This is a genomic window from Methylorubrum sp. SL192 (assembly GCF_026672325.1).
GTDB classification, from domain to species: domain Bacteria; phylum Pseudomonadota; class Alphaproteobacteria; order Rhizobiales; family Beijerinckiaceae; genus Methylobacterium; species Methylobacterium extorquens.
The window spans coordinates 4460766-4481876 of record NZ_JAPPQV010000003.1; the positions used below are offsets into that span (position 1 = coordinate 4460766).

General features: G+C 69.5%; 18 protein-coding genes. 11 read left to right on the forward strand and 7 right to left on the reverse strand.

The genetic code is table 11. The features are described from left to right. The first annotated feature begins 376 nt into the window (after window positions 1-376). Window positions 377-1999 carry an ABC-F family ATP-binding cassette domain-containing protein gene (locus OVA30_RS21450; protein WP_268176804.1) on the forward strand — a complete coding sequence of 541 codons (1623 nt, stop codon included), beginning with the start codon at window positions 377-379 and terminating at the stop codon, window positions 1997-1999. Window positions 2000-2006: 7 nt separating this feature from the next. Here OVA30_RS21450 and OVA30_RS21455 read toward each other — a convergent pair whose 3' ends face one another. The 4 genes from OVA30_RS21455 to OVA30_RS21470 all read right to left on the reverse strand — a co-directional run bounded on the left by OVA30_RS21455 (window position 2007) and on the right by OVA30_RS21470 (window position 4117). Further along, window positions 2007-2363 (reverse strand): MmcQ/YjbR family DNA-binding protein, encoded by a 357-nt coding sequence (locus OVA30_RS21455; RefSeq protein WP_268176805.1) that lies wholly within the window; start codon window positions 2361-2363, stop codon window positions 2007-2009. Between the two features lie 9 nt (window positions 2364-2372). Then, window positions 2373-2612, reverse strand: a complete 240-nt coding sequence (locus tag OVA30_RS21460; RefSeq protein WP_135300083.1) for a hypothetical protein — start codon at window positions 2610-2612, stop codon at window positions 2373-2375. A gap of 214 nt (window positions 2613-2826) precedes the next feature. Then, window positions 2827-3471 carry a hypothetical protein gene (locus tag OVA30_RS21465; RefSeq protein WP_268176806.1) on the reverse strand — a complete coding sequence of 215 codons (645 nt, stop codon included), beginning with the start codon at window positions 3469-3471 and terminating at the stop codon, window positions 2827-2829. A 10-nt stretch (window positions 3472-3481) separates the two neighbouring features. Next, window positions 3482-4117, reverse strand: coding sequence for a hypothetical protein (locus OVA30_RS21470; RefSeq protein WP_268176807.1), 636 nt, complete (start codon window positions 4115-4117; stop codon window positions 3482-3484). A 106-nt stretch (window positions 4118-4223) separates the two neighbouring features. On the opposite strand from OVA30_RS21470, the gene OVA30_RS21475 reads away from it, so the two are divergent. Then, window positions 4224-5207: a hypothetical protein gene (locus OVA30_RS21475; RefSeq protein WP_268177522.1), complete on the forward strand. Its 984-nt coding sequence runs from the start codon at window positions 4224-4226 to the stop codon at window positions 5205-5207. A gap of 19 nt (window positions 5208-5226) precedes the next feature. Here OVA30_RS21475 and OVA30_RS21480 read toward each other — a convergent pair whose 3' ends face one another. Further along, window positions 5227-6411 (reverse strand): glycosyltransferase family 4 protein, encoded by a 1185-nt coding sequence (locus OVA30_RS21480; RefSeq protein ID WP_268176808.1) that lies wholly within the window; start codon window positions 6409-6411, stop codon window positions 5227-5229. Next, entirely contained in the window at window positions 6411-7451 is a 1041-nt protein-coding gene (locus OVA30_RS21485) for a glycosyltransferase family 4 protein (RefSeq protein WP_326493638.1), read from the reverse strand. The genes OVA30_RS21480 and OVA30_RS21485 overlap by 1 nt, the downstream gene beginning before the upstream one ends. A 57-nt stretch (window positions 7452-7508) precedes the next feature. Between OVA30_RS21485 and OVA30_RS21490 the strand changes: the two genes are divergently transcribed. From OVA30_RS21490 to OVA30_RS21525, 8 genes are all read left to right on the forward strand, one after another. Continuing rightward, on the forward strand, window positions 7509-9563 hold the full coding sequence (locus OVA30_RS21490; protein ID WP_268176810.1) for an HAD-IIB family hydrolase: 2055 nt from the start codon (window positions 7509-7511) through the stop codon (window positions 9561-9563). A 57-nt stretch (window positions 9564-9620) separates the two neighbouring features. Continuing rightward, window positions 9621-10475 carry a glycosyltransferase family 2 protein gene (locus OVA30_RS21495; RefSeq protein ID WP_268176811.1) on the forward strand — a complete coding sequence of 285 codons (855 nt, stop codon included), beginning with the start codon at window positions 9621-9623 and terminating at the stop codon, window positions 10473-10475. Between the two features lie 63 nt (window positions 10476-10538). Then, window positions 10539-11687 (forward strand): glycosyltransferase, encoded by a 1149-nt coding sequence (locus tag OVA30_RS21500; RefSeq protein ID WP_268176812.1) that lies wholly within the window; start codon window positions 10539-10541, stop codon window positions 11685-11687. A 50-nt stretch (window positions 11688-11737) separates the two neighbouring features. Beyond that, window positions 11738-12679 carry a glycosyltransferase family 2 protein gene (locus tag OVA30_RS21505; protein WP_268176814.1) on the forward strand — a complete coding sequence of 314 codons (942 nt, stop codon included), beginning with the start codon at window positions 11738-11740 and terminating at the stop codon, window positions 12677-12679. After that, window positions 12676-13731, forward strand: coding sequence for a glycosyltransferase family 4 protein (locus tag OVA30_RS21510; protein ID WP_268176816.1), 1056 nt, complete (start codon window positions 12676-12678; stop codon window positions 13729-13731). Before OVA30_RS21505 ends, OVA30_RS21510 begins: the two co-directional genes overlap by 4 nt. A 44-nt stretch (window positions 13732-13775) precedes the next feature. After that, on the forward strand, window positions 13776-14444 hold the full coding sequence (locus tag OVA30_RS21515) for a class I SAM-dependent methyltransferase (RefSeq protein WP_268176817.1): 669 nt from the start codon (window positions 13776-13778) through the stop codon (window positions 14442-14444). A 687-nt stretch (window positions 14445-15131) separates the two neighbouring features. Next, entirely contained in the window at window positions 15132-16241 is a 1110-nt protein-coding gene (locus OVA30_RS21520) for an HD domain-containing phosphohydrolase (protein WP_012252022.1), read from the forward strand. 164 nt (window positions 16242-16405) lie between these two features. Further along, a complete protein-coding gene (locus OVA30_RS21525; protein ID WP_268176818.1) occupies window positions 16406-19102 on the forward strand; it encodes an excinuclease ABC subunit UvrA in 2697 nt (898 codons plus the stop codon). A gap of 41 nt (window positions 19103-19143) precedes the next feature. On the opposite strand, the gene OVA30_RS21530 is transcribed toward OVA30_RS21525, so the two are convergent. Continuing rightward, window positions 19144-20100, reverse strand: coding sequence for a GlxA family transcriptional regulator (locus tag OVA30_RS21530; RefSeq protein ID WP_056457848.1), 957 nt, complete (start codon window positions 20098-20100; stop codon window positions 19144-19146). 127 nt (window positions 20101-20227) lie between these two features. Between OVA30_RS21530 and OVA30_RS21535 the strand changes: the two genes are divergently transcribed. After that, window positions 20228-21016: an SDR family NAD(P)-dependent oxidoreductase gene (locus tag OVA30_RS21535; protein ID WP_268176821.1), complete on the forward strand. Its 789-nt coding sequence runs from the start codon at window positions 20228-20230 to the stop codon at window positions 21014-21016. Window positions 21017-21111: the final 95 nt, after the last annotated feature.

Consider the following 21111-nt stretch of genomic DNA (forward strand, 5'->3'; position numbering starts at 1 on the left):
GCGTCGCGGGGACCGTCAAAGAGTATCCGCGCGCGGCCCCGGTCGCATCGGATCACAATCATGTGAGGCAGGCACGGTTAATAAGCTGCAACTCTACGGATAATTTGGCGCCGATGACCACTTACAACATATGATGTCTTTTTGAATTCGGTTCGATAGCCACTAATCGAACTCGATTTGCCTCACCGATAAAAATTCTGTCGCTTGCCCGCCTTCCTTGGTCTGTCGGGCACCGGCGACCGAAAACCTCGCGGTCGCCTGAAGCGGACCTGCCCTGAAGCCCCTCTGCTTCCGCTCGCCGCGCCCTTGGCGTAAGGCGCGAGCGCTCCCTTCCCGGCACACCGCCCCCAGACCACCAACCAGGCCTCGCGGACGCATGATTCGCCTCGACAAGATCGGCAAGCAGAACGGTCGTCAGATCGTCTTCATCGAGGCGTCCGCCGCCCTTCAAAAGGGCGAGAAGGCGGGCCTCGTCGGCCCGAACGGCGCTGGCAAGACCACGCTGTTCCGGATGATGACCGGACAGGAGCAGCCCGACGAGGGGCAGGTCTCCTCGGAGCGCGGCATCACCATCGGCTATTTCAGCCAGGATGTCGGCGAAATGGCCGGACGCACGGTTGTCGCGGAAGTCATGGACGGCGCCGGCCCGGTCAGCGTCGTCGCGGCCGAGCTGAAGGAGCTGGAGGCCGGTCTCGCGGATCCCGACCGGGCCGACGAGATGGAGGCGCTGATCGAGCGCTACGGCGAGGTGCAGGCCCGCTTCGAGGAACTCGACGGCTACGCGCTCGAAGGCCGCGCCTACGAGGTTCTGGCCGGGCTCGGCTTCTCCCAGGAGATGATGGACGGCGATGTCGGCCGGCTTTCGGGCGGCTGGAAGATGCGCGTCGCGCTCGCCCGCATCCTGCTGATGCGCCCCGACGTGATGCTGCTCGACGAGCCGAGCAACCACCTCGACCTCGAGAGCCTGATCTGGCTCGAAGCCTTCCTCAAAGGCTATGACGGCGCGCTGCTGATGACCTCACACGATCGCGAGTTCATGAACCGCATCGTCTCCAAGGTCATCGAGATCGATGGCGGCACGCTCACCACCTATTCCGGTGATTACGGCTTCTACGAGCAGCAGCGGGCGCTGAACGAGCAGCATCAGCAGGCGCAGTTCGAGCGCCAGCAGGCGATGCTCGCCAAGGAGATCAAGTTCATCGAGCGCTTCAAGGCCCGCGCCAGCCACGCCGCGCAGGTCCAGAGCCGGGTGAAGAAGCTCGACAAGATCGAGCGGGTCGAGCCGCCGCGCCGCCGGCAGACCGTCGCCTTCGAGTTCCAGCCGGCGCCGCGCTCGGGCGACGACGTCGCGATGCTCAAGGGCGTGCACAAGCGCTACGGCAGCCGCATCATCTATGAGGGCCTCGACTTCGCGATCCGCCGCAAGGAGCGCTGGTGCGTGATGGGCATCAACGGCGCCGGGAAATCGACGCTGCTGAAGCTCATCACCGGCACGGCGCAGCCCGATTCCGGCACGGTTGCCGTCGGCGGCAGCGTCAAGCTCGGCTACTTCGCCCAGCACGCCATGGATCTGCTCGATGGCGACCTGACCGTGTTCGAGGATCTGGAGAGCACCTTCCCGCAGGCCGGCCAGGGCTCGCTGCGGGCGCTGGCCGGCTGCTTCGGCTTCTCCGGCGACGACGTGGAAAAGCCCTGCCGCGTGCTGTCCGGCGGCGAGAAGGCGCGGCTGGTGATGGCCAAGATGCTCTACGACCCGCCGAACTTCCTCGTCCTCGACGAGCCGACCAACCACCTCGACATCGCCACCAAGGAAATGCTGATCAACGCGTTGGCGGGCTTCGAGGGCACGATGCTGTTCGTGAGCCACGACCGGCACTTCCTGGCCGCCCTTTCGAACCGCGTGCTCGAAGTCTCCGGGAACGGGATCCGCCAGTATGGCGGGGGCTACTCGGAATACGTGGCGAGCACCGGTCAGGAAGCGCCGGGGCTGAGAAGCTGATCCGCACTCACGGATCGAGCGCGAGACCTTCGTAGCGGGCAACGAGACCGGGCGGCGCGACGATCCGCCAAGCGGTCAGAAGCGCGCCCCGCAAGGTCTCCTCTTCGGCAAGATCGAGTTCGAGGCTCGTCCAGCCGCGCGCCCCCCAAGCGCCCGGCACAGGTTCGAACGCGTCCGGCTCGGCGTCCAGCCACAGGGCTTGCGCCTCGGGCGTCAGCCGCACGACCACCCGCGCCTCATCGGTCCAGAGCGTGGCGAAGATCCGCCCGCCGACCCGGTAATCCGGATGGCCCTGATGCGCGCCCTCGACCGTTTCCGGCAGCATCAGCGCGAGGGCGCGCACATCCTCGGCCAGGCAGGACATGGCTGCGCGCTACGCCCGGCTCGTCGGCGCCTGCCACGCGGTGCCCGGATGCTCGCGCACATCGCCGTTCTTCGTACCCGTGTCGCTGTCGCTCACCCATTCGCCGGGCTCGGCAATCTCGACAATCTCGTCCTCGGGGTAGGCTGCCTCGACGAACAGGCGCGCCTCGCCCTCCGCCGCGGCCCGCACGGTCACGAGCGGGCGCTCACCGCCAGCGTTGCGCACCCGCGCGATGAAAAGCTTCGTCATGGCTCGTATCCTCCCGCCACATCACACGAACCGATCAACGCCCGCGCGGCGGAAGGGATCATTGAGGGTCCCCCGGATTCTGGTCCGGCCGAACGGTGAGCGTCCAAATCTCATTCGGCGGCCTGCTGTTGATGATGGAAGAAGGATCACCATTCGCCAGACGCCAATCGGCTGTCACCCCGGTCGGGGCGCCGTTCGGACTCAGCTGCGGGCCTCAAGCGCCGGCCCAGGCCGCGTGGACCGGTCCGCGGACGGTGTCCGGCTTGGATTCACCGATGAAGATCACGACAGGGCCGTGAGCGGCGCGTCGGGGATCGTAGAAGTCGAGCAGGTCCGGTGCGATGTCTTGGAAGAAGCTCGGGCGTAACCCCGCCTCGCGCAGCAGATGGTCGATGACGACCTGATCGCCGTGCACGGCGTTGGGGACCGGGCCGCAGGACCCAGCCGTCATCCAGCGCTCGGGCTCGGCCGCGAAGCGCTCGTAGAGCCCGGCGAGCTCGTCCCCGGACCAGCGCAGCAGCGCGCTGGAAAGGCGGCCCTTGTGGAAGTAGTCCTCCATCGCCGCAAGGCCGGGCTCGGCCAGGGCGCCGGCCGGACCGGTGAAGACGGTGTCGAGGTCGCAGAGCAGCGTCGTGCCTTCGGTGAGGCCGGGGCAGAATGCTTCCATCTTCGCCCACCAAGCCGGCCAATCGTGGCGTAGGGGCACGCGCTCCACACCCTCGACGGCGAGCGGCAGGTCGGTGAGGCAGAGGATCCGGTCGAAGGCCGGTGCGTGGCGGCGCACGCCGCGGGCCAATCGCTCGACCCAGACCGCATTGTAGCGGCCGCCGCTCTTCAGCACCGTGATCAGCGTGGACATGATGAGCGGATCAATCTGCGAGAGGGTGCAGGCGCACGCGCCCGGCGGCCTGGGCTTCCGCGAACCACGCGCGCTCGGCGGCCCAGGGATGTCCGGGCCAGCCAGCGAACCCGAAGCCGTAGGCCTGCGCCGGAGCGGCTTCGAGAGGGCGGTCGTTCAGAAGCGCAAGCGTTACGAGGAAGCCGGTGCTCGGGTTCGGGCGCCCGGCCGTGCGGGGCGCCAGCAAGCGACGTCCGCGCTCGTGGAGATCTTCGGGCAGGATGTGGATCGGTCGGCCCGTCGGGCGCAGCAGCGCCAAGGCTTCGCGGGTCCAGCAGATCGGCTCGGGGCCGTTCTCCTCCGCCGGCAGCAATGGGAACGGCAGGATGAAGGCCTGCGCCGCCCGGACCGCCGGCCGCTCGAGAAAGGCCCGGTCCGCCAGCCATTCCCGCATCTGACCGCCGCGATTCACCAGGGCGAGATGGGTGACCCGCGAGCCGGTGCGGCCCCCAAAACCCTCCGCGTTGTTGAAGCGCACGACGCAGTCCGCTTCATCGATCTCACGCGCCGACGCGCCGATTTCCGGCGCATTGCCGACGATGGCCAGGGACGTGGCGGGGGGCAAAGCGAAGCGTTCTGCTTCGGGAAGATCGAAGTCGGCGGGCACTTGCGGCAGGGGCTCGGGGTTTGAAGCTCGCGGAACAGCGAAGGTAAGGCGCCGGCCCGGAGCAACCAGAGCTTCGCCGCGATTCGAGGATGCCGGAGTGATGACCATGCGCCGATGCTTCGTCTGCGCGGCCGACATGCTCGCGCCGAGCGAACGGCACCTGATCTACCCGGTTGGGCGTCGGCGCCTGTTTCCGTTCGCCTGTGCCTCCTGCGGCGTCCTGCTCGAAGGCGGGGCGGACGCATCCCGCTGCCGCGCGCATCTGGCCGAGGCTCTCGCGGCGCAGGTTTTCGTACCCGATCCGGACGCGCCCTACGGGCTCGACCTCTACACCCTCCGCACCGCCGCCACAGGGCTCGGACGCGGCATCCGCCCGCTCGACGCCGTGGGCCGCGCAGCCCTGCGCCATCCCCATGACGGGCACGCCGCGCGTGCCGCCCTCTACGCCCTCGATGGTTCGGACAAATGCCCCGTCTCGCTCGGCCTGCTCTGCCGTCCGTCCGAGGTCGATGCGGTCCTCGCGAGTCTGCCGGCGCAAGCAGGCTGGTCCGATGACATCACGATCCAGCTCGATTCAGACATCACCCCGCCCGGAGCGGTGTCAGTCGCCGGGTTTCCGGCGGGGGCGGTGCGCGTGGCCGCCCGGCCGTTGGAAGGCAATTTCGCCGCGCAGCGCAACGCGCTCCAGGCTCTGGCTCGCCATGCCTGGATGCTCCAGCTCGACGCCGACGAGACCCTCGATCCGGCCACCGGCAGCCTCTTGCCCGCGCTCGTAGTGCTCGCCGAGGCCGGCACCGTCCGCTCGATCGGGTTGGCGCGGTTCAACCGCGTCGATGGCGTTCTCTCGGATGTGTACCCGGACGTGCAGTACCGGTTGAACCGCAGCGATGTCCGCTATGCCGGCCGGGTGCACGAGCGGCCGCGGCTCGCGGGCGGCTGGCCCGAGAGTTTCATCAGCCTCCACGGCGGGATCGAGCACCGCCTGAGCCGTGCGCATGTCGCGGCCCGCTCGCGCCGCTACGAGGCCCTGGATCCCGGCCGTGGCCGCCCGGAAGAGGAAGATGCGCTGCTGCGGCCGTACCGCGACTGAATTTCGTCGGCACCGCCGATCACCCGCGTCGGGCCGCCGCGATCGCGGCCTCGTAGAGCGCGAGGGTTTCCCGCCCGAGGCTCGTCCTATCAAAGCGCCCGGCCGCCGCTAGAGCCCGCATGCGGTAGGCGTGGCGCAGGCCGGGATCGAGGAGGAGCGGGCGCAGGGCATCCGCGAGCGCCGGCCCAGTTGCGGTTTGCGCCAGGGGCCCCGCCCCGGACGCGCCGACGAAGGCGCGGGCGCTCGCATCCTCCGCACAGGCCACCACCGGCCGGCCATAGGCCATGGCCTCCTGGTAGACGAGGCCGAAGCTCTCGTAGCGCGATGGCGCAAGCACCGCGTGGGCGTCCGCATAGGCCTGTGCCAGCGCCGCCGCATCGACACGGCCGCGGGCAGAGATGCGCTGCCGCGCGGCGTCGGGCAGATCCGGCGGCAGGTCGTTGGGCGGCACTCCGACGAGATCGAGCCGGAACGGCGGCAGGGCACCGGCCTCCTGCTCCGCGGCGAGGATCGCGACGGCGTCGAGCAGCGCGTCGAACCCTTTGCGCGCCTCCGCCCGCCCGACGAAGAGCAGGCGCACAGGGGAATCCGTCTCCGGATAGGGCGCGGCGCGGGCGCTGCTCAAAATCTCCGGCGGCAGGCTGAGGCCGATCACGGCGGAGGGTTGCCGCCCGGAAAGGCGATAGGCCCGCGCGATCACCGCCCCGTGCTCGGCCGTGTTGGCGATGAGGCCGGCGCTGCCCCGTGCCTGAGCGCGCTCGAGCGCATCGGCCGTGCGTCCGTCGAGGCGGTCGCGCAGGGTGGCGCCGGGCCCACGGGTGAAGGCGGCCGGGGTCGAGCTGCGCGTCACCAGCGGCAGGTCACGACGGCGGGCAAGCAGCACGGCGGGCGCGTACCAGTTCGTTGCCTCGATGACGTCGAAGGGCGTTCGAGCATGGGCGGCCAGGACCGCCCGCCGGAACGCGAGCGGCGCGGCCAGATGCCCGGCCGAGCCCCACAGGCGCAGGCGCGCCAGGCCGCCGCCGGGCGGCAGGGCGAGCCCTTCGACCGTGACGCCGCCGACCCGTTCGCGGCCGGAGCGGTCGAGGGTGAAGACGGTCACCTCGGCGCCGGCCGCGGCGAGGCTTTCGGCAATCTCGCGCGCCGCCGTCGAGAGGCCGCTCGGCGCAGGCGGATAGTCCCAGGCCAGAAGAGCGGTGCGCATCAGGCGGCGAGTAGGCGGCGGTAGAGGGCGATGTAGTCGCGCGCCATGCGCTCGGCGGTGAACCGCTCCTCGAAGCGGCGACGCACCATTGCACGGTCGAGCTGCCCGATCCGCGCCAGCGCCGCGACCGCTTCGGCCTCCGAGGTGACGATGAAGCCCGTCACCCCGTCCTCGACGATCTCGGGCACCGAACCGCGATTCCAGGCGATCACCGGCGTGCCGCAGGCCATGGCCTCGATCATCACGAGGCCGAAGGGCTCGGGCCAATCGATCGGGAACAGCAGCGCCCGCGCGCCGCCGAGCAGATCGCCTTTCGCCCGATCATCTACGGGCCCGAGATAGGTCGCGTCGGGCCCGAGCAAGGGGCGCACGCTCCGCTCGAAATAGTCCGGATTGCCGACATCGATCGTGCCGCCGAGCCGGATCGGCAGGCCGGCGGCGCGGGCGACTCGGATCGCGGTGTCCGGGCGTTTCTGGTCGGTCATCCGGCCGACGAAGGCGACATGCGCGCCGGGCTCGGGCCGGAACGTGTAGCGGTCCCTGGCGATCCCGTGATGCACAACGCCCGCCCGGTTCGAGGCCGGGATGCCGGCCTCCTGCGCCGCCGAGATCGCCGCGACCGACAGATCGGGGAAGCCTGCGAAGAACAGCGCCCGGTCGAGTTCGTCCACCCGCCAATGCACCGTCGTCAGGCTCTGTCGCCGGCGCGGGCCCAGCAGGGCCGCGTGGGCAAACTCGCCATGACAATGCACGATGTCGAACTGGTCGAGCCGCTGGCGCAAAGCTTCCAGTTGCAACGCATCGAGGGCCGCTGGAACCCCGGGGGGGACCTGCCGGTTCCGATGTTGCAGAGCCGCAAGGCTCGGATGATCGCCGACGCGCGGCAAGTCTGTCGCACTGTCCGATGAGGCGAACAGCGTTACGTCTATACCTAAGCTTCGCAGCGCCACGGACAGATCGTGCACGATCCTCTCGGTGCCGCCATGGTGTTCGGGGGGAACGGGGAAAATGTTCGGAGCGACTTGGGCGACGCGGATCACGTGTTGCACCTTACTCAATACATCCGGCTTCGATCGTCTCGGCACGACGAACGCCTGATGTTCGTTCTGCACATTGCTCTACAAGGCTGCCTGCGCTGCCGTGACGTCGTGTATGGCCTGACCTCGGACACCGGCGGGCATATCCGATACCTGCTCGATCTGGTCGCCGCCTCGGCCCAAGACTCGCGAATCGCGCGGATCGTGATGGCGACCCGTCGGTTCGAAGGCCCGCCCGGCCCCGACTACGCCGTGCCCGAAGAGCGGATCTCCGACAAGGTCGCGCTCGTGCGGCTCGCGAGCGCGTCACCGGGCTACCGCTCGAAGGAGGCGATGCACGGCGAGGTCGAAAGCTACGCCGAGAATCTCATCGCCTGGATCGGCCGCCAGCCCCGTGCGCCCGACATCATCCACGCGCATTACGCGGATGCCGCCGCGGTCGCGGAGATCGTCGAGGACCGACTCGGCATCCCTTTCGTGTTCACGGCCCATTCGCTCGGGCGGGTGAAGGCGGCCATGGTCGGCGACGGCGCCGCGAACGACCCCGAACTGTCGCGCCGGATCGTCACCGAGGAGGCGGCCCTGGCGCGGGCGAGCCTCGTCATCGCTTCGTCGCGCGACGAGGCCGAGGTGCAATATGCCGGCTATGCCGCCTACGATCCCGGCCGCGCCCGTGTCCTGCCGCCGGGCAGCGATCTCGCCCGCTTCGCGCAGAGCCGCCCGCATCCCCGGATCGACGCGGCGATCGACCGGTTCCTCCACGATCCCGGCAAGCCGGCGGTGCTGGCGCTGGCCCGGCCGGTGGCACGCAAGAATCTGGCAGCCCTGGTTCAGGCCTATGGCGAGAGCCCGGACCTCCAGGCTTGCGCCAACCTCGTAATCGTCGCTGGCACCCGCGATGACATCGACCGGCTCGACGGCGACATGGCGGCGACCATGCGCGACCTCCTCGTGCTCATCGACCGTTACGACCTCTACGGCCGCGTCGCCTATCCGAAGACGCACCGCCCGGAGGACGTGCCGGCGATCTACGCCTATGCGCGGGAGCGCGGCGGCGTCTTCGTCAACCCGGCGCTCAACGAGCCGTTCGGCCTCACGCTTCTGGAGGCGTCCGCCGCCGGCCTGCCGCTGGTGGCCACCGACAGCGGCGGCCCCAACGACATCGTCGAGACCTGCGGCAACGGGCTGCTCGTCGATCCGCGTGCGCCCGCGACGATCGCCGCCGCCTGCCTGCACATCCTCACGGATGCCCCCTTCCGCGCCCGCTGCGTCGCCGGCGGCGCCCGCGCGGCGGCCGCCTATGATTGGGACCGGCATGCCGCCCGCTATCACGACCTGCTCGGCGCGCTGCTCGCGCGAAACCCGCCCCTGCGGACCCCGCGCCAACTGCTGATCTGCGATATCGACAACACGCTCGTGGGATGTGAATCCGCGCTGGCGACGTTCCGGCGCTGGCGCAGCCGCCAGACCGGACTGGCCTTCGGCGTCGCCACCGGCCGTTCCTTCCACAGCGCGATGGCGGTGCTGGAGCAGCAGGCGAGCCCGCGACCGCAGGTGATGATCACCTCGGTCGGCTCGGAGATCTACCATCTCGATGCCAACGGCGTGACCTATACGGCCGACGCCGCGTGGCGCGAGGCGGTCTCGGACGCCTGGGACCGGGGGGCGGTCGGCGCGGCTTTGGGCCGACTCGACGGGCTCGTCCCGCAGGGCCCCCTCGAGCAGCGCGCGCACAAGCTCAGCTTCTTCGGCGACGAGGCGACGGCCCATCGGGTGCGCGATCGCCTCGTGCAGGCGGGTCTCCCGGCGAACGTGATCCACAGCCACGGCCGCTACCTCGACGTCCTGCCCGCGACGGCTTCGAAGGGGACGGCGGTCGATCACGTCCGCGCCCTCTACGGGTTGCCCGAGCAGGCCGTGTTCGTGGCCGGTGATTCCGGGAACGACGTCGAGATGCTGCGGGCCCGGACGCAGGCGATCATCGTCGCGAACTACTCCGACGGGCTGGCCAGCAACGCCGCGCTCAAGCACTCCTACGTCGCACGCACTTCGCATGCCCGCGGCATCATCGAAGGCGTCCTGCATTTCCGCCGGGCGCTGGCCTATGCGTCGTAGCCCCCGCTTCGGCGCGTCCACGTGACCGGCAACGCGGTTCCTCGTCCAGCGCCGAGCGTGCTCACCCTGGTCCGCGGCCGGGCCGACCGCCTGCGCAACCTGATGCGTGGGCTCGCCCGCCAGACCCTGCGCCCGCGCGAACTGGTGATCGCCTGGATGCAGCTGGACCCGGCGCCCGATCTGCCTGATCCCGGCTGCCCGGTGCGCCACCTCCACGTGCCCGGCGAGCCGATGCCGCTCGCCGCCGCGCGCAACCGGGCGGCGGCCGCGGCCTGCGGAGATCTCCTCGTCTTTCTCGACGTGGATTGCATCCCGGGTCCGACCCTGGTGGCCGCCTATGCGAACGCTGACGCTGCGGAGCGGGGCCTGTTCCTCGGCGAAGTCCTCTACCTGCCGCCGGATGCCATCGCGGGCGGCCCGGCTCCCGATCCCGCCGCGCTCGACCGCCTCGGCCGCGCTCATCCGGCCCGGCCTCCCCTGCCCGAGACCGGGCTGCGGCGAGAGCCCGATGCGGGGCAGCTTTGGGGCCTGTCCTTCGCCCTACCCGCCGAGGCGTGGCACGCGGTCGGCGGCATGGATGAGCGTTACGTCGGCTATGGCGGCGAGGAGACGGATCTTGCCGCGCGCCTCGCGGGGTCCGGGCTACCGACCTTCTGGGTTGCGGGCGCGCGGGCCTATCACCAGCACCACCCGGTCCACGTGCCGCCGCTCCAGCACTTTGCGCCGATCCTCGCCAACGCGACGCGCTTCCACGCGCGGCACGGGCGCTGGTGCATGACGTACTGGCTCGAACAGTTCCGCGCGGCCGGATTGATCGCCTGGGATACCGAGGCCGCGGCGATCCGCGTTCTGCGCCAGCCGAGCGCGCCCGAGATCGCCGCCGCCCTGCGGCCCCAGGCCCTCTTCTCCTAATCGTCCCGTCGCTTTGCCCCTCGCCTTCAATTTCTCCATATCCGAGCCTCGAAACCACGCGCCATGAAGAAACCGATCGCGTTCTTTGTCCATCATCAGGGCCGGGGCCATGCTAACCGCACCATGGCGGTGGCTGCCGAGTTCGCCCGCGACCGTCCGGTCTCGGTGCTGACCGCCGGCCCGCACCTGTTCGACGGATTTTCGCGCGACATCGAGATCGTGACGCTGCCGAACATGATCGGCGCGATGGTGCCGACCCCACGCCTCTACGCGGAGCCGACGCCGCCGGTGATGCACTGCGTGCCGCTGGGGCTCGCCGAAATGCGCCGGACCATGCGCCAGATCCTCGACCATCTCGACGAGCGCGCGGTCGGACTGTTCGTGGTCGATGTGTCGGCGGAGATCGCGATGCTCGCGCGCATCGCCAGCGTCCCCGCCGTCCAGATCCGCATGCACGGCGACCGCAACGACATCGCCCATATCGGCGCCTACGAGGCCTGCGTCGGAATGCTCGCCCCCTTCGACGAGCGGCTGGAGCAGGACGACTACCCGGCCCATCTGCGCGGAAAGACGTTCTATAGCGGCGGGCTCTGCACCAGCGTCGATCGCGTGCCGGATCGCGCCGAGGCGCGGGCCCGGCTCGGCCTCGACCCGCAGCGCGAGATCGTCGTCGCGGTCACCGGCGGCGGGGGAAGCGGCACGCCCTACGCGCCGCTGACGGTCGCCGCCCGCGCCGCGCCCGACGCACTCTGGCTGACCCTGGGTCCGACCCACCGCGAGGGCCACGAGACCGACTTCGCCAACCTGCGCGAACTCGGCTGGGTGCCGTCGGTCACCGATTATCTCGCGGCGGCCGACATCGTGGTCGCCTCAGCGGGCGACAACACGGTGCACGAAGTCGCGCGCGTGGCGGGGCGCCTGATCGTCATGCCGGAATGGCGCTATTTCGGCGAGCAGACCCGCAAGGCCGAGGCTTTGATCCGCCTCGGCGCCGCCGTGCAGGCGCCCCATTGGCCCGGCGACTTTCACGGATGGCGCGATCTTCTCGACCGCGCCCGCAGCCTCGACGGGACCATCCTGCGCAGCCTCTACGCACCGGACGCGGCCACGCGCGCGGCCGGCTGGCTCGAAGGGCTGACCGACGCGCTCTGGCAGGGCGGATCGGCCGCGCAGGAGCTGGATGCCGTCCCGCTGCGCGTCGTTGCCGGCTGAGCGACCCGCCCCGATCCACAATTCCCGATTGCCGGAGCCTGTCCCCCCGCATGTCCACCGTTTCCGTCGTCACCCTGGCCAAAGGACGGCCCGCCCATCTGCGCAACGTGCTCCTCGGGCTGGAACGCCAGACGCGGCCGCCCGCCGAATTCATCATCGCCGTCATGCAGGACGCGCCCTACGACCTGCCCGAGACCGCCTTCCCGGTCCGCCAGATCCTGGTATCGGGCGCCGAACTGCCGCTCGCGGCCGCGCGCAACCGCGGCGTGGCCGCGGCGAGCGGGGAGAACATCGTCTTCCTCGACGTCGATTGCATCCCGGCGCCCGACCTCGTGGCCGACTATGCACGGGCGCTGTCCGAACTCGACGGTCTGTTGATGGGCGAGGTTCTGCACCTGCCCGAGCACGCTACCGCGGGCGACTGGCGCTACGCCGACCTCGCAGCGGTGGCGGAAAAGCATTCCGACCGCCGCGGTCCGCCGGCTGCGGGCATCGAGATCTGCAACGATTACCGCTGCTTCTGGTCGCTCAACTTCGCGATCCGGCGGGCGACGTTTCAGGCGGTCGGTGGCTTCGACGAGCGGTATACAGGCTATGGCGGCGAGGACACCGATTTCGGCAAGATCCTCGACCAGTGCGGCCTACCCATCGCTTGGATGAAGGGCGCGCTGGCCTATCACCAGTACCACCCGCACCACATGCCCCCGATCCACCACCTCGACAGCGTGGTGCGCAACGCCGAATTGTTCGAGGCCAAGTGGGGCTACCGCACCATGGGCCACTGGCTTCACGCCTTCAAGGTGATGGGCCTGATCGACGACACGCCCGAGCAGCCGATCCGCATCCTGCGCCGGCCCGACGCCGAAGATCTCGCGCTGACCGGGCAGCAGAGCCACCAGCCCTACACCAACTCCGCCTCGGTCATCCGGCATCTGGAAGCGCGCGCACGCGAACGGAACGTGCCACCGGCTTCCGTGCCGGTGACGGCGTGAGGATCGCGCTCCTCGCCCATCTGCGCCACCCGATCGCTCCGCCCTTCGCCGGTGGGCTGGAAGCCTATACTTGGCACCTCGCCGAGGGGCTGACGGCGCGCGGCCACGAGGTCGTGCTGTTCGCCGCCGGCGACAGCGACCCGCGCTTTTCGATCGACCCGGTGATCCCGGTTCATCACGAGCGGAGTTTTCCGGGGCTGGAGCACCGGGGCGATCCGGGGCTGAAGGCGCATGTCGATGCAGGCTACGCCGCCGCCTGCGACCGGATCGCGGCCGGTGGCTTCGACGTGCTGCACAACAACAGCCTCAGCCGGCTGCCGCTCGAGCGCCGCCGCACGGCCGCCGTTCCGACGGTGACCTCGCTGCACGTCCCGCCCTACGATGCCCTGCGCTGGTGCGTGCACGACAGTGTCACCCCCGGTCACCGGATCACCGTGACCTCGGAGGCGCAGGCCCAGGCTTGGTGGCCGGACGGGGCCCCGACCGAGGTCTCGGTGCTGCATAACGGGATCGATCCCGCGCTTTGGCCCTATCAAGCGCACGGCGACGGCAGCGCCGTCTGGTGCGGGCGCGTCGCGCCGATCAAGGGGACGCATCTCGCTGTTCGAGCCGCGCGGCAGGCCGGCCTGCCCCTCACCCTGTTCGGCCCGATCGAGGAGCCTGACTACTGGGAGACGCAGGTCGCCCCGCTCATTGGCGGCCCGATCCGTTACGGCGGCCATCTCGGCGGCCCGGCGCTGGCGCAGGAGGTCGGCCGCGCCTCCGTCTTCCTGTTCACGCCGTGCTGGGACGAACCGTTCGGGCTGGTGGCGGTCGAGGCGATGGCCTGCGGCCTGCCGGTGGCCGGCTTCGCCAGGGGCGCGGCTGCGGAGGTCGTCGGCGAGGCCGGCTGCCTCGTTTCACCTGACGACGAGGCCGCCCTCGCCCAGGCGATCAGCACGGCGCTGATGATCCCCCGCACGGCGCCGCATGCGCGCGTCCGCCACCTGTTCACCCGCGACTTATGGCTCGACCGCTGCGAGGCCCTCTACGCAGGGGCCCGTGCCGGCTGACTCTGCCTCCTATTGATCCCCCGCCTTTCTCCCGAGCCGAAGACATGACCCGACAGGACATCATCGCCGCTCTCTGGCACGGGCGCGATCCTTTCGCCGATCCCCCGGACACCCTGAGGCCCCTCGACCTTCAGGGCTGGCGCAGCGTTCATCCCTATCTGGAGGAGGCGGTGATCCAGCACCGCCCCGGCGTGGTCATCGAGATCGGCACCTGGAAGGGGGCGAGCGCGCTCTACCTCGCTCGCACGATGGCCGAGCACGGGATCGACGGCACCGTCGTCGCGGTCGATACCTGGCTCGGCGCCGTCGATCACTGGATGGACGAGAGCCTTTTCACCGAACTCGCCACCGAACACGGCTTTCCCAGCCTCTACCGCACCTTCCTCGCCAATGTTCTGCACGAAAGGCTTGCCGACCGGGTGGTGCCGCTGCCGCTCGACTCGGTGAATGCCGCCGAGCTGATGCGCCTGCGCGGTGTGACCGCCGACGTGATCCATCTCGATGCCGGCCACGAAGAAGCATCCGTCGCCGCCGACCTCCGGGCCTGGTGGCCGGTGCTGCGGCCCGGTGGCCTGTTCATCGCCGACGATTACGACCGTCTCGGAGGCAGCTTTCCCGGCGTTACGCGCGCCGTGGACGCCTTCTGCACCGAGTTCGGCGTGAAAGGGCCCTGGTCGTTCCAAGGCAAAGCCAAGTTCATCAAGCTTGGTTGATTGAATTTTTACGGGGCTATGAAACGATCAACTCGCTGAATCGCGCTTTCGAGTGCCAATCGAGGGCGGGAAAGCCGATCTAAGAACGGATCGCCGACCGTTACGTGGTCTTCCGTATGACCCGTTCCGGCACACCGCCCCGCCTTGAAGAGTGATGTAGTCGCCGATTGCAAGCGGATTGTTGTCGCTGCGGATGACCGCACCGAGCCCGTTGCCGACGTCGAGGCCCTGGCGCACGGCCCACCGGTCAATTCGGAGATCGAGCCCGGAGACTGGCAGCGCCTGTTTCCCGAGGTCCTGACACATGCTCTGCCCCTGACGCGTCGATGCTTGGCGCCGCTCACGTGGCCGCCATCCAGCCGGCTGCAGGCGGGGACGACGCCGGCCGGTTCAGTCTGCGTCAGTGTGCTAATTGATACAGATTTCGCGGTTTATCCTCATTTCACATGTGTAATCAAAGACAGTAATTGCGCATTACTGATAAATCATTTGTGTAATGCTCGAAAAACCGGGGTGCAACTGCCGCGAACAACGTTCGCCGGACGACCGCTAACAGGCGAATTTGGCAAAATTATTTACCATTTGATGGCTATGCGTTGGTCCGTGCGTGCCGGCCGACATGAAAACTGTGCGTGATGCTTTGCACCCCAGCTCTGCAATCGCGCGCCCCGATTAGGAGATCCGAGGATGGACGCACTGCTGGTCGATGACAGCGCGACCATGCGCTTGCGCCTACGCGGCCTTCTGGAGGCCGAGCCCGACGTGGCGGTGACGGACCATGCCGATCCGGCGGCGGGGCTGTTGGAGGCGACGATGCGCGCCTTCGACCTTGTCGTGGTCGATTATCACATGCCGGCCATGGATGGGATCGAGTTCATCCAAAGCTTGCGAAAGGTCCCTCACTACAGTCTTGTCCCGATCGTCATGGTGACGAGCGATGTCTCCGACTCGGTGCGTCTTGCCGCGCTCGATGCCGGTGCGACCGACTTCATCGACAAGTCCATGCGCGGCATCGAACTCACCGTCCGGCTGCGCAACCTCATCCGGTTGGCCCAAGCCGTCCGGAAATTGGCGGAGCAGGCCACGTGGCTCGACGGCGAGGTGGAAATGGCCCTGCGCCATTTGCGCGAGCGCGAGGAGGAAATCATCTTCCGCCTGTCGCTTGCCGTCGAGTATCGTGACAACGACACCGGTGATCACACGTGGCGCGTGGCGCGCTACAGCCAGATCGTGGCCGAGGCCCTCGACCTTGCACCGGAGGTTTGCCGGAACCTCTATCTCGCAGCACCCCTGCACGATGTCGGCAAGGTCGCGATTCCGGACGGAGTCCTGTTGAAACCGGGTCGGCTCGATCCGGAGGAGTTTTCGCTCGTCAGGACCCATGCCGCGATCGGCAAGCGTATTCTCGGCGACAGTTCCTCCGAGCTGATCAGCCTCGCTGCCGAAATCGCGGAATCGCACCACGAGAAGTGGGACGGCAGCGGCTATCCGCAGGGGCTTGCGGGGACCGATATTCCGCTCTCGGCTCGCATCGTGGCCGTGGCGGACGTGTTCGATGCCCTCACGACGCAGCGTCCCTACAAGGGCGCCATGTCGTTCGACGACGCTTTGGACTGCATTCGGGCCGAGAGCGGACGGCATTTCGATCCCGCCTGCGTCGAGGCCTTCTGCTCGCGGTGGCCGGATATCCTCATCGTCGGCGGGCAGAACGATGCGCTCGGTCGTCTGCACAACCAGCAGGCAACGGAACCGTGGGCGCGCGTGCCGATGTTGCTTCGCGAGATCGCCAAGTCCTGATGCAAGCCCGGATGCAAGCCGGGATGGATAGCTGGCCACCGGCTTTTCTCCACGCAACGCCGCCGATCACCATTCCCTCACACGGGTAGCTTCCGCGCGCTCGAACCTCTAGTCGGCGCGGGGGCGTCCGGCGCCCCCGCGTGGAGGCGCCGAGAGGGATGCCGATGGACCAAGCCAAGCCCAAGGAACGGGTCAGGATCGCCCGGGCCGGCGCGGGACGCCCAGGCTACGTCACGGTAAAGGGCGCCCGCGAGCACAACCTGCGCGACGTCGACGTCGAGGTGCCGCGCGACGCGCTCGTGGTGTTCACCGGCGTCTCGGGCTCCGGCAAGTCCTCGCTCGCCTTCGGTACGCTCTACGCGGAGGCCCAAAGGCGCTACTTCGAATCGGTCGCACCCTACGCGCGCCGGATGATCGATCAGGTCGGGGTACCCGACGTCGATTCCATCGAGGGCCTGCCCCCGGCGGTCGCCCTCCAGCAGCAGCGCGGAACGCCGAGCGCACGTTCCTCGGTCGGCAGCGTCACCACCCTGTCGAGCCTAGTGCGGATGATGTATTCGCGCGCCGGCACCTACCCGCCGGGCCAGCCGATGCTCTACGCGGAGGACTTCTCGCCCAACACGCCCCAGGGCGCCTGCCCCTCCTGCGGCGGGCTCGGACGGGTCTATCAGGCGACGGAAGCGTCGATGGTGCCCGACCCCTCGCTGACGATCCGCGAACGCGCCGTCGCGGCCTGGCCGCAAGCCTGGGGCGGGCAGAACCTGCGGGACATCCTGGTGAGCCGGGGCGTCGATGTCGACACGCCGTGGAAGGATCTGCCGAGGGCGTTGCGCGACTGGATTCTGTTCACGGACGACCAGCCGCAGGAGCCGGTCTATGCCGGGCTCTCCCCGGAGCAGACGCGGCTGGCCCGCCGGCGTCGCCTGGAGCCGAGCTACATGGGCACGTTCACGAGCGCCCGCCGCCACGTGCTCGGCACCTTCACCAACTCGCAAAGCGCCCTCATGCGCCGGCGGGCAGCGAGCTACCTCGTGAGCGAGGATTGCCCGGTCTGCCAAGGCAAGCGCCTGAAGCCCGAAGCGCTCTCGGTCACCTTCGCGGGGCTGGATATCGGCGAGCTGTCGCGCATGCCGCTCGCCGACCTGGCCGAAGCGATGCGGCCGGCCGCCGAGGACCTGCTGCCCGACGATGCCGACGGCACCGCGCCGGAGACCCTCGGCCGCGACACGGGCCGGCAGGATCGCGCCCGGCGCGCCGCGTCCGGGGCGTCGGCCCATGCGGGCGCGCCGGACGTGCGCGCGACGCCCAACCTCTCGATCGAGAAGCGGCTGGCCGCTCAGCGCCTTGCGGCCGACCTCATCGACCGCATCGGAACGCTGACGGAGCTGGGTCTGGGCTACCTGTCGCTGGACCGGGTGACCACGACCCTGTCGTCGGGCGAGCTGCAGCGGCTGCGCCTCGCCACCCAGCTCCGCTCGCAACTCTTCGGCGTGGCCTACGTGCTCGACGAGCCCACGGCCGGGCTGCACCCCGCCGACGGCGATGCCATGCACGACGCGCTGGCCGGGCTGCTCGCCTCGGGCAATTCGCTGTTCGTCGTCGAGCACGACATCGGCACGATGCGCCGCGCCGACTGGCTCGTCGATGTCGGACCGGCCGCAGGCGAGCACGGCGGCACTGTGCTCTATAGCGGGCCGCCGGAAGGCCTGCGCGACGTGGAGGCGTCGCGCACGCGCCTCCACCTGTTCGGCATGGCCGAGCCGCCGCAGCGCCCGCGACGGGAGCCGTCGGGATGGCTGCGCCTGGAGGGCATCGTCCGCAACAACCTGAGCGGGGTCTCGGCCGCGTTCCCGCTGGGTTGTCTCACCGCCGTGACGGGCATCTCTGGCTCCGGCAAATCGAGTCTCGTGAGCCAAGCCCTGCTGGAGCTCGTCGGCGACCGCCTCGGACGGCCCGTCGAGATCGACGACGAGCCGGAGGACCCGCTCGACGACGCGCCGGGCCCGACGGAGGGGCGCATCGTCGGCGGCATGGACGGGATCCGGCGTCTGGTGAAGGTCGATCAGAAGCCGATCGGGCGTACGCCCCGCTCGAATCTCGCGACCTATACCGGCCTGTTCGACGCCGTCCGCAAGCTGTTCGCCGCCACACCCGAGGCACGCAAGCGCCGCTACGACGCCGGCCGCTTCTCCTTCAACGTCGCGAAGGGCCGCTGCCCGGCCTGCGAGGGCGAAGGCTTCGTCAGCGTCGAACTCCTGTTCATGCCGAGCGTCTACGCCCCCTGCCCGACCTGCCACGGCACCCGCTACGCGCCCGAGACGCTGGAGGTCACCTGGAACGGGCTGACCATCGCGGACGTGCTCGGGCTCACCGTCGAGCGCGCCTGCGACGCCTTCGCGGACGAGCCGTCCGTGTTGCGACCCCTGGCCGTGCTGCGAGATCTCGGCCTCGGCTACCTGCGCCTCGGCCAGCCGGCGACCGAACTCTCCGGTGGCGAAGCCCAGCGCATCAAGCTCGCCACGGAGCTTCAGAGGGGCCAGCGCGGGGGCACGCTCTACGTCCTCGACGAGCCGACGACGGGGTTACACCCGACCGACGTGGACCGCCTCATGCTCCAGCTCAACGGCCTCGTCGATGCGGGCAACGCGGTCGTCATGGTCGAGCACGACATGCGCGTCGTCGCCGGGGCCGATCACGTCATCGATGTGGGGCCCGGCGCCGGAAACCTCGGCGGCACTGTCGTCGCGGCTGGCCCTCCCGAAGCGGTCGCCGGGGCACGGGCAAGCCGCACGGCACCGTATCTGCGGGACGAACTCATGGCCTATGCGGGCCAGGAGTCTTCACCACGGCTTGCCGGCTGAGCGACCGGCGGCCCGCGCCGTGTTTCGGTGCGCCGCGGGCGTCACCCGGCCGCTTCGTCGCCGCCCTCGATCAGGCGCAGGCTCCGGCGCAGGCTCTGCGGCGGGTGGCCGAAGGCGCGCAGGAAAGCGCGGCGCATGCGGTCGCGGTCGGTGAAGCCGGTATCGCGCGCGACCACATCGAGCGAGTGGCGGCCGTCCTCGAGCATGGCCTTGGCGGCCTCGAGCCGCAGCCGCTCCACGGCCTTGGCCGGGGATTGACCCGTCTCTTCGCGGAACACCCGGCTGAACTGGCGCGGGCTGACGCGCGCGGCCTCCGCCATCTCCTCGACGGTCAGAGGGCGGCGCAGGTTCTCCTTGGCGTAGACGAGGGCACGGCGGATTCGATCGGAGCGGGGCTCCAGTTCGAGCAGGGCCGAGAATTGTGACTGACCGCCGGGGCGGCGGTGGTAGACGACGAGCTTGCGGGCGATGGCGCGGGAGAGTTCCGCGCCGTGGTCGTCCTCGATCAGCGCCAGCGTCAGGTCGATCGCCGCACTCATCCCCGCCGAGGTCCAGACATTCCCGTCGGCCACGAAGATGCGGTCGTCATCGACGCGGATCAGGGGGAAGCGCGCCTGCATGTCGCGGGCATGGGCCCAATGGGTCGTTGCCACCCGGCCGTCGAGCAGCCCGGCCTCGGCCAGCGCGAACGCGCCCGTACAGAGCCCGGCGACACGCCGCGAGGTCCGGCCGGCCTCGGCGATGTAAGCGCGCAGGCCCGGCGAGAGCGGGCGCGGCTGCAACTCGCCGACGACCATCAGCGTGTCGGGGGCATCGGCCAGAGGCACGGTCTCGATGCCGATGCGCAGCGAGGAGCGGACGGTGCCGCCCCGCTCCGACATGACGCGCAGCCCATAGGCCTCGCGGCCGAGATCCGTATTGGCGAACTCGAACGCCGACAGGGCGGCGAGCCCCATCACCTGAAATCCGTCCTCAAGGATGAACCCGACCTGCCGCATCCGGCTCTCCACCCTATGTCCTATTTTGACGTTTATACGTCATTCAGGACATCGCCGTCCAGGCGTAGGGTCATGCCATCGCCAGCGCCGGGCAGTCCGGTCGCGCTTCACGACAGGACCCACGATCATGTCCCAGGGAACCGTGCTGATCACCGGCGCCTCCTCCGGCATCGGCGCCGTCTACGCCGACCGCTTCGCCGGGCGCGGCCACGACCTCATCCTCGTCGCCCGCAACAAGGCGCGGCTCGACGCCGTCGCCGAGGATCTCACCCGCCGCCACGGCGTGTCGGTTCGGACCGTCGAGGCCGATCTGACGGACCGGGCGGAGCTCGCCGCGGTCGAGGCGATCCTGAAGGACGAGGCGGACATCACGCATCTCGTCAACAATGCCGGCTTTGGCTCCGCCGCGCCGCTCGCCTCGGCCTCGGTCGATGAGATGGAGCGGATGATCGCCATCAACGTCACCGCGCCGATGCGCCTGACCTACGCGGCGGTGCCGGCTTTCACGAGCCGCGGACAGGGCACGATCATCAACATCGCCTCGATCGTCGCCATCGGCCCGGAGGTCCTGAACGGCGTCTATGGCGGCTCGAAGTCGTTCGTCCTCAGCTTCAGCCACGCCCTGCGCAAGGAGCTCGCGGGCACCGGGGTCGCGGTGCAGGTGGTGCTGCCCGGCGCGACCGGAACCGAGTTCTGGGACGTCGCCGGCCTGCCCGCGAGCAACCTGCCGAAGGAGTGGGTGATGTCGGCCGAAGATCTGGTCGATGCAGCCCTGGCCGGCCTCGACCGCGGCGAATTCGCCACCATCCCCTCGCTTCAGGACGCGGCCGAGTGGGATGCCTGGGAGGCCGCACGCGCGATCATGCTGCCGCACCTGTCGAGCGCCGTCCCGGCCGCGCGCTACCGCGCAGCTTGAGCCACGGTCGGGTTTCGGAAGGATCAAGTCCTTCTCCGGGGGCGGGGCGGAGCCCGAACGCCCCCGCGCCGACCGCGCGTCGGACGGACCTTTGC

Bases quoted from the DNA above. Each gene is read 5' to 3' on its own strand.
- OVA30_RS21530 (WP_056457848.1), bottom strand. From the start codon at position 20,100: ATGCGGCAGGTCGGGTTCATCCTTGAGGACGGATTTCAGGTGATGGGG.
- OVA30_RS21460 (WP_135300083.1), bottom strand. From the start codon at position 2,612: ATGACGAAGCTTTTCATCGCGCGGGTGCGCAACGCTGGCGGTGAGCGC.
- OVA30_RS21500 (WP_268176812.1), top strand. From the start codon at position 10,539: ATGAAGAAACCGATCGCGTTCTTTGTCCATCATCAGGGCCGGGGCCAT.
- OVA30_RS21515 (WP_268176817.1), top strand. From the start codon at position 13,776: ATGACCCGACAGGACATCATCGCCGCTCTCTGGCACGGGCGCGATCCT.
- OVA30_RS21455 (WP_268176805.1), bottom strand. From the start codon at position 2,363: ATGTCCTGCCTGGCCGAGGATGTGCGCGCCCTCGCGCTGATGCTGCCG.
- OVA30_RS21505 (WP_268176814.1), top strand. From the start codon at position 11,738: ATGTCCACCGTTTCCGTCGTCACCCTGGCCAAAGGACGGCCCGCCCAT.
- OVA30_RS21475 (WP_268177522.1), top strand. From the start codon at position 4,224: ATGCGCCGATGCTTCGTCTGCGCGGCCGACATGCTCGCGCCGAGCGAA.
- OVA30_RS21490 (WP_268176810.1), top strand. From the start codon at position 7,509: ATGTTCGTTCTGCACATTGCTCTACAAGGCTGCCTGCGCTGCCGTGAC.
- OVA30_RS21465 (WP_268176806.1), bottom strand. From the start codon at position 3,471: ATGTCCACGCTGATCACGGTGCTGAAGAGCGGCGGCCGCTACAATGCG.
- OVA30_RS21535 (WP_268176821.1), top strand. From the start codon at position 20,228: ATGTCCCAGGGAACCGTGCTGATCACCGGCGCCTCCTCCGGCATCGGC.
- OVA30_RS21480 (WP_268176808.1), bottom strand. From the start codon at position 6,411: ATGCGCACCGCTCTTCTGGCCTGGGACTATCCGCCTGCGCCGAGCGGC.
- OVA30_RS21450 (WP_268176804.1), top strand. From the start codon at position 377: ATGATTCGCCTCGACAAGATCGGCAAGCAGAACGGTCGTCAGATCGTC.
- OVA30_RS21520 (WP_012252022.1), top strand. From the start codon at position 15,132: ATGGACGCACTGCTGGTCGATGACAGCGCGACCATGCGCTTGCGCCTA.
- OVA30_RS21525 (WP_268176818.1), top strand. From the start codon at position 16,406: ATGGACCAAGCCAAGCCCAAGGAACGGGTCAGGATCGCCCGGGCCGGC.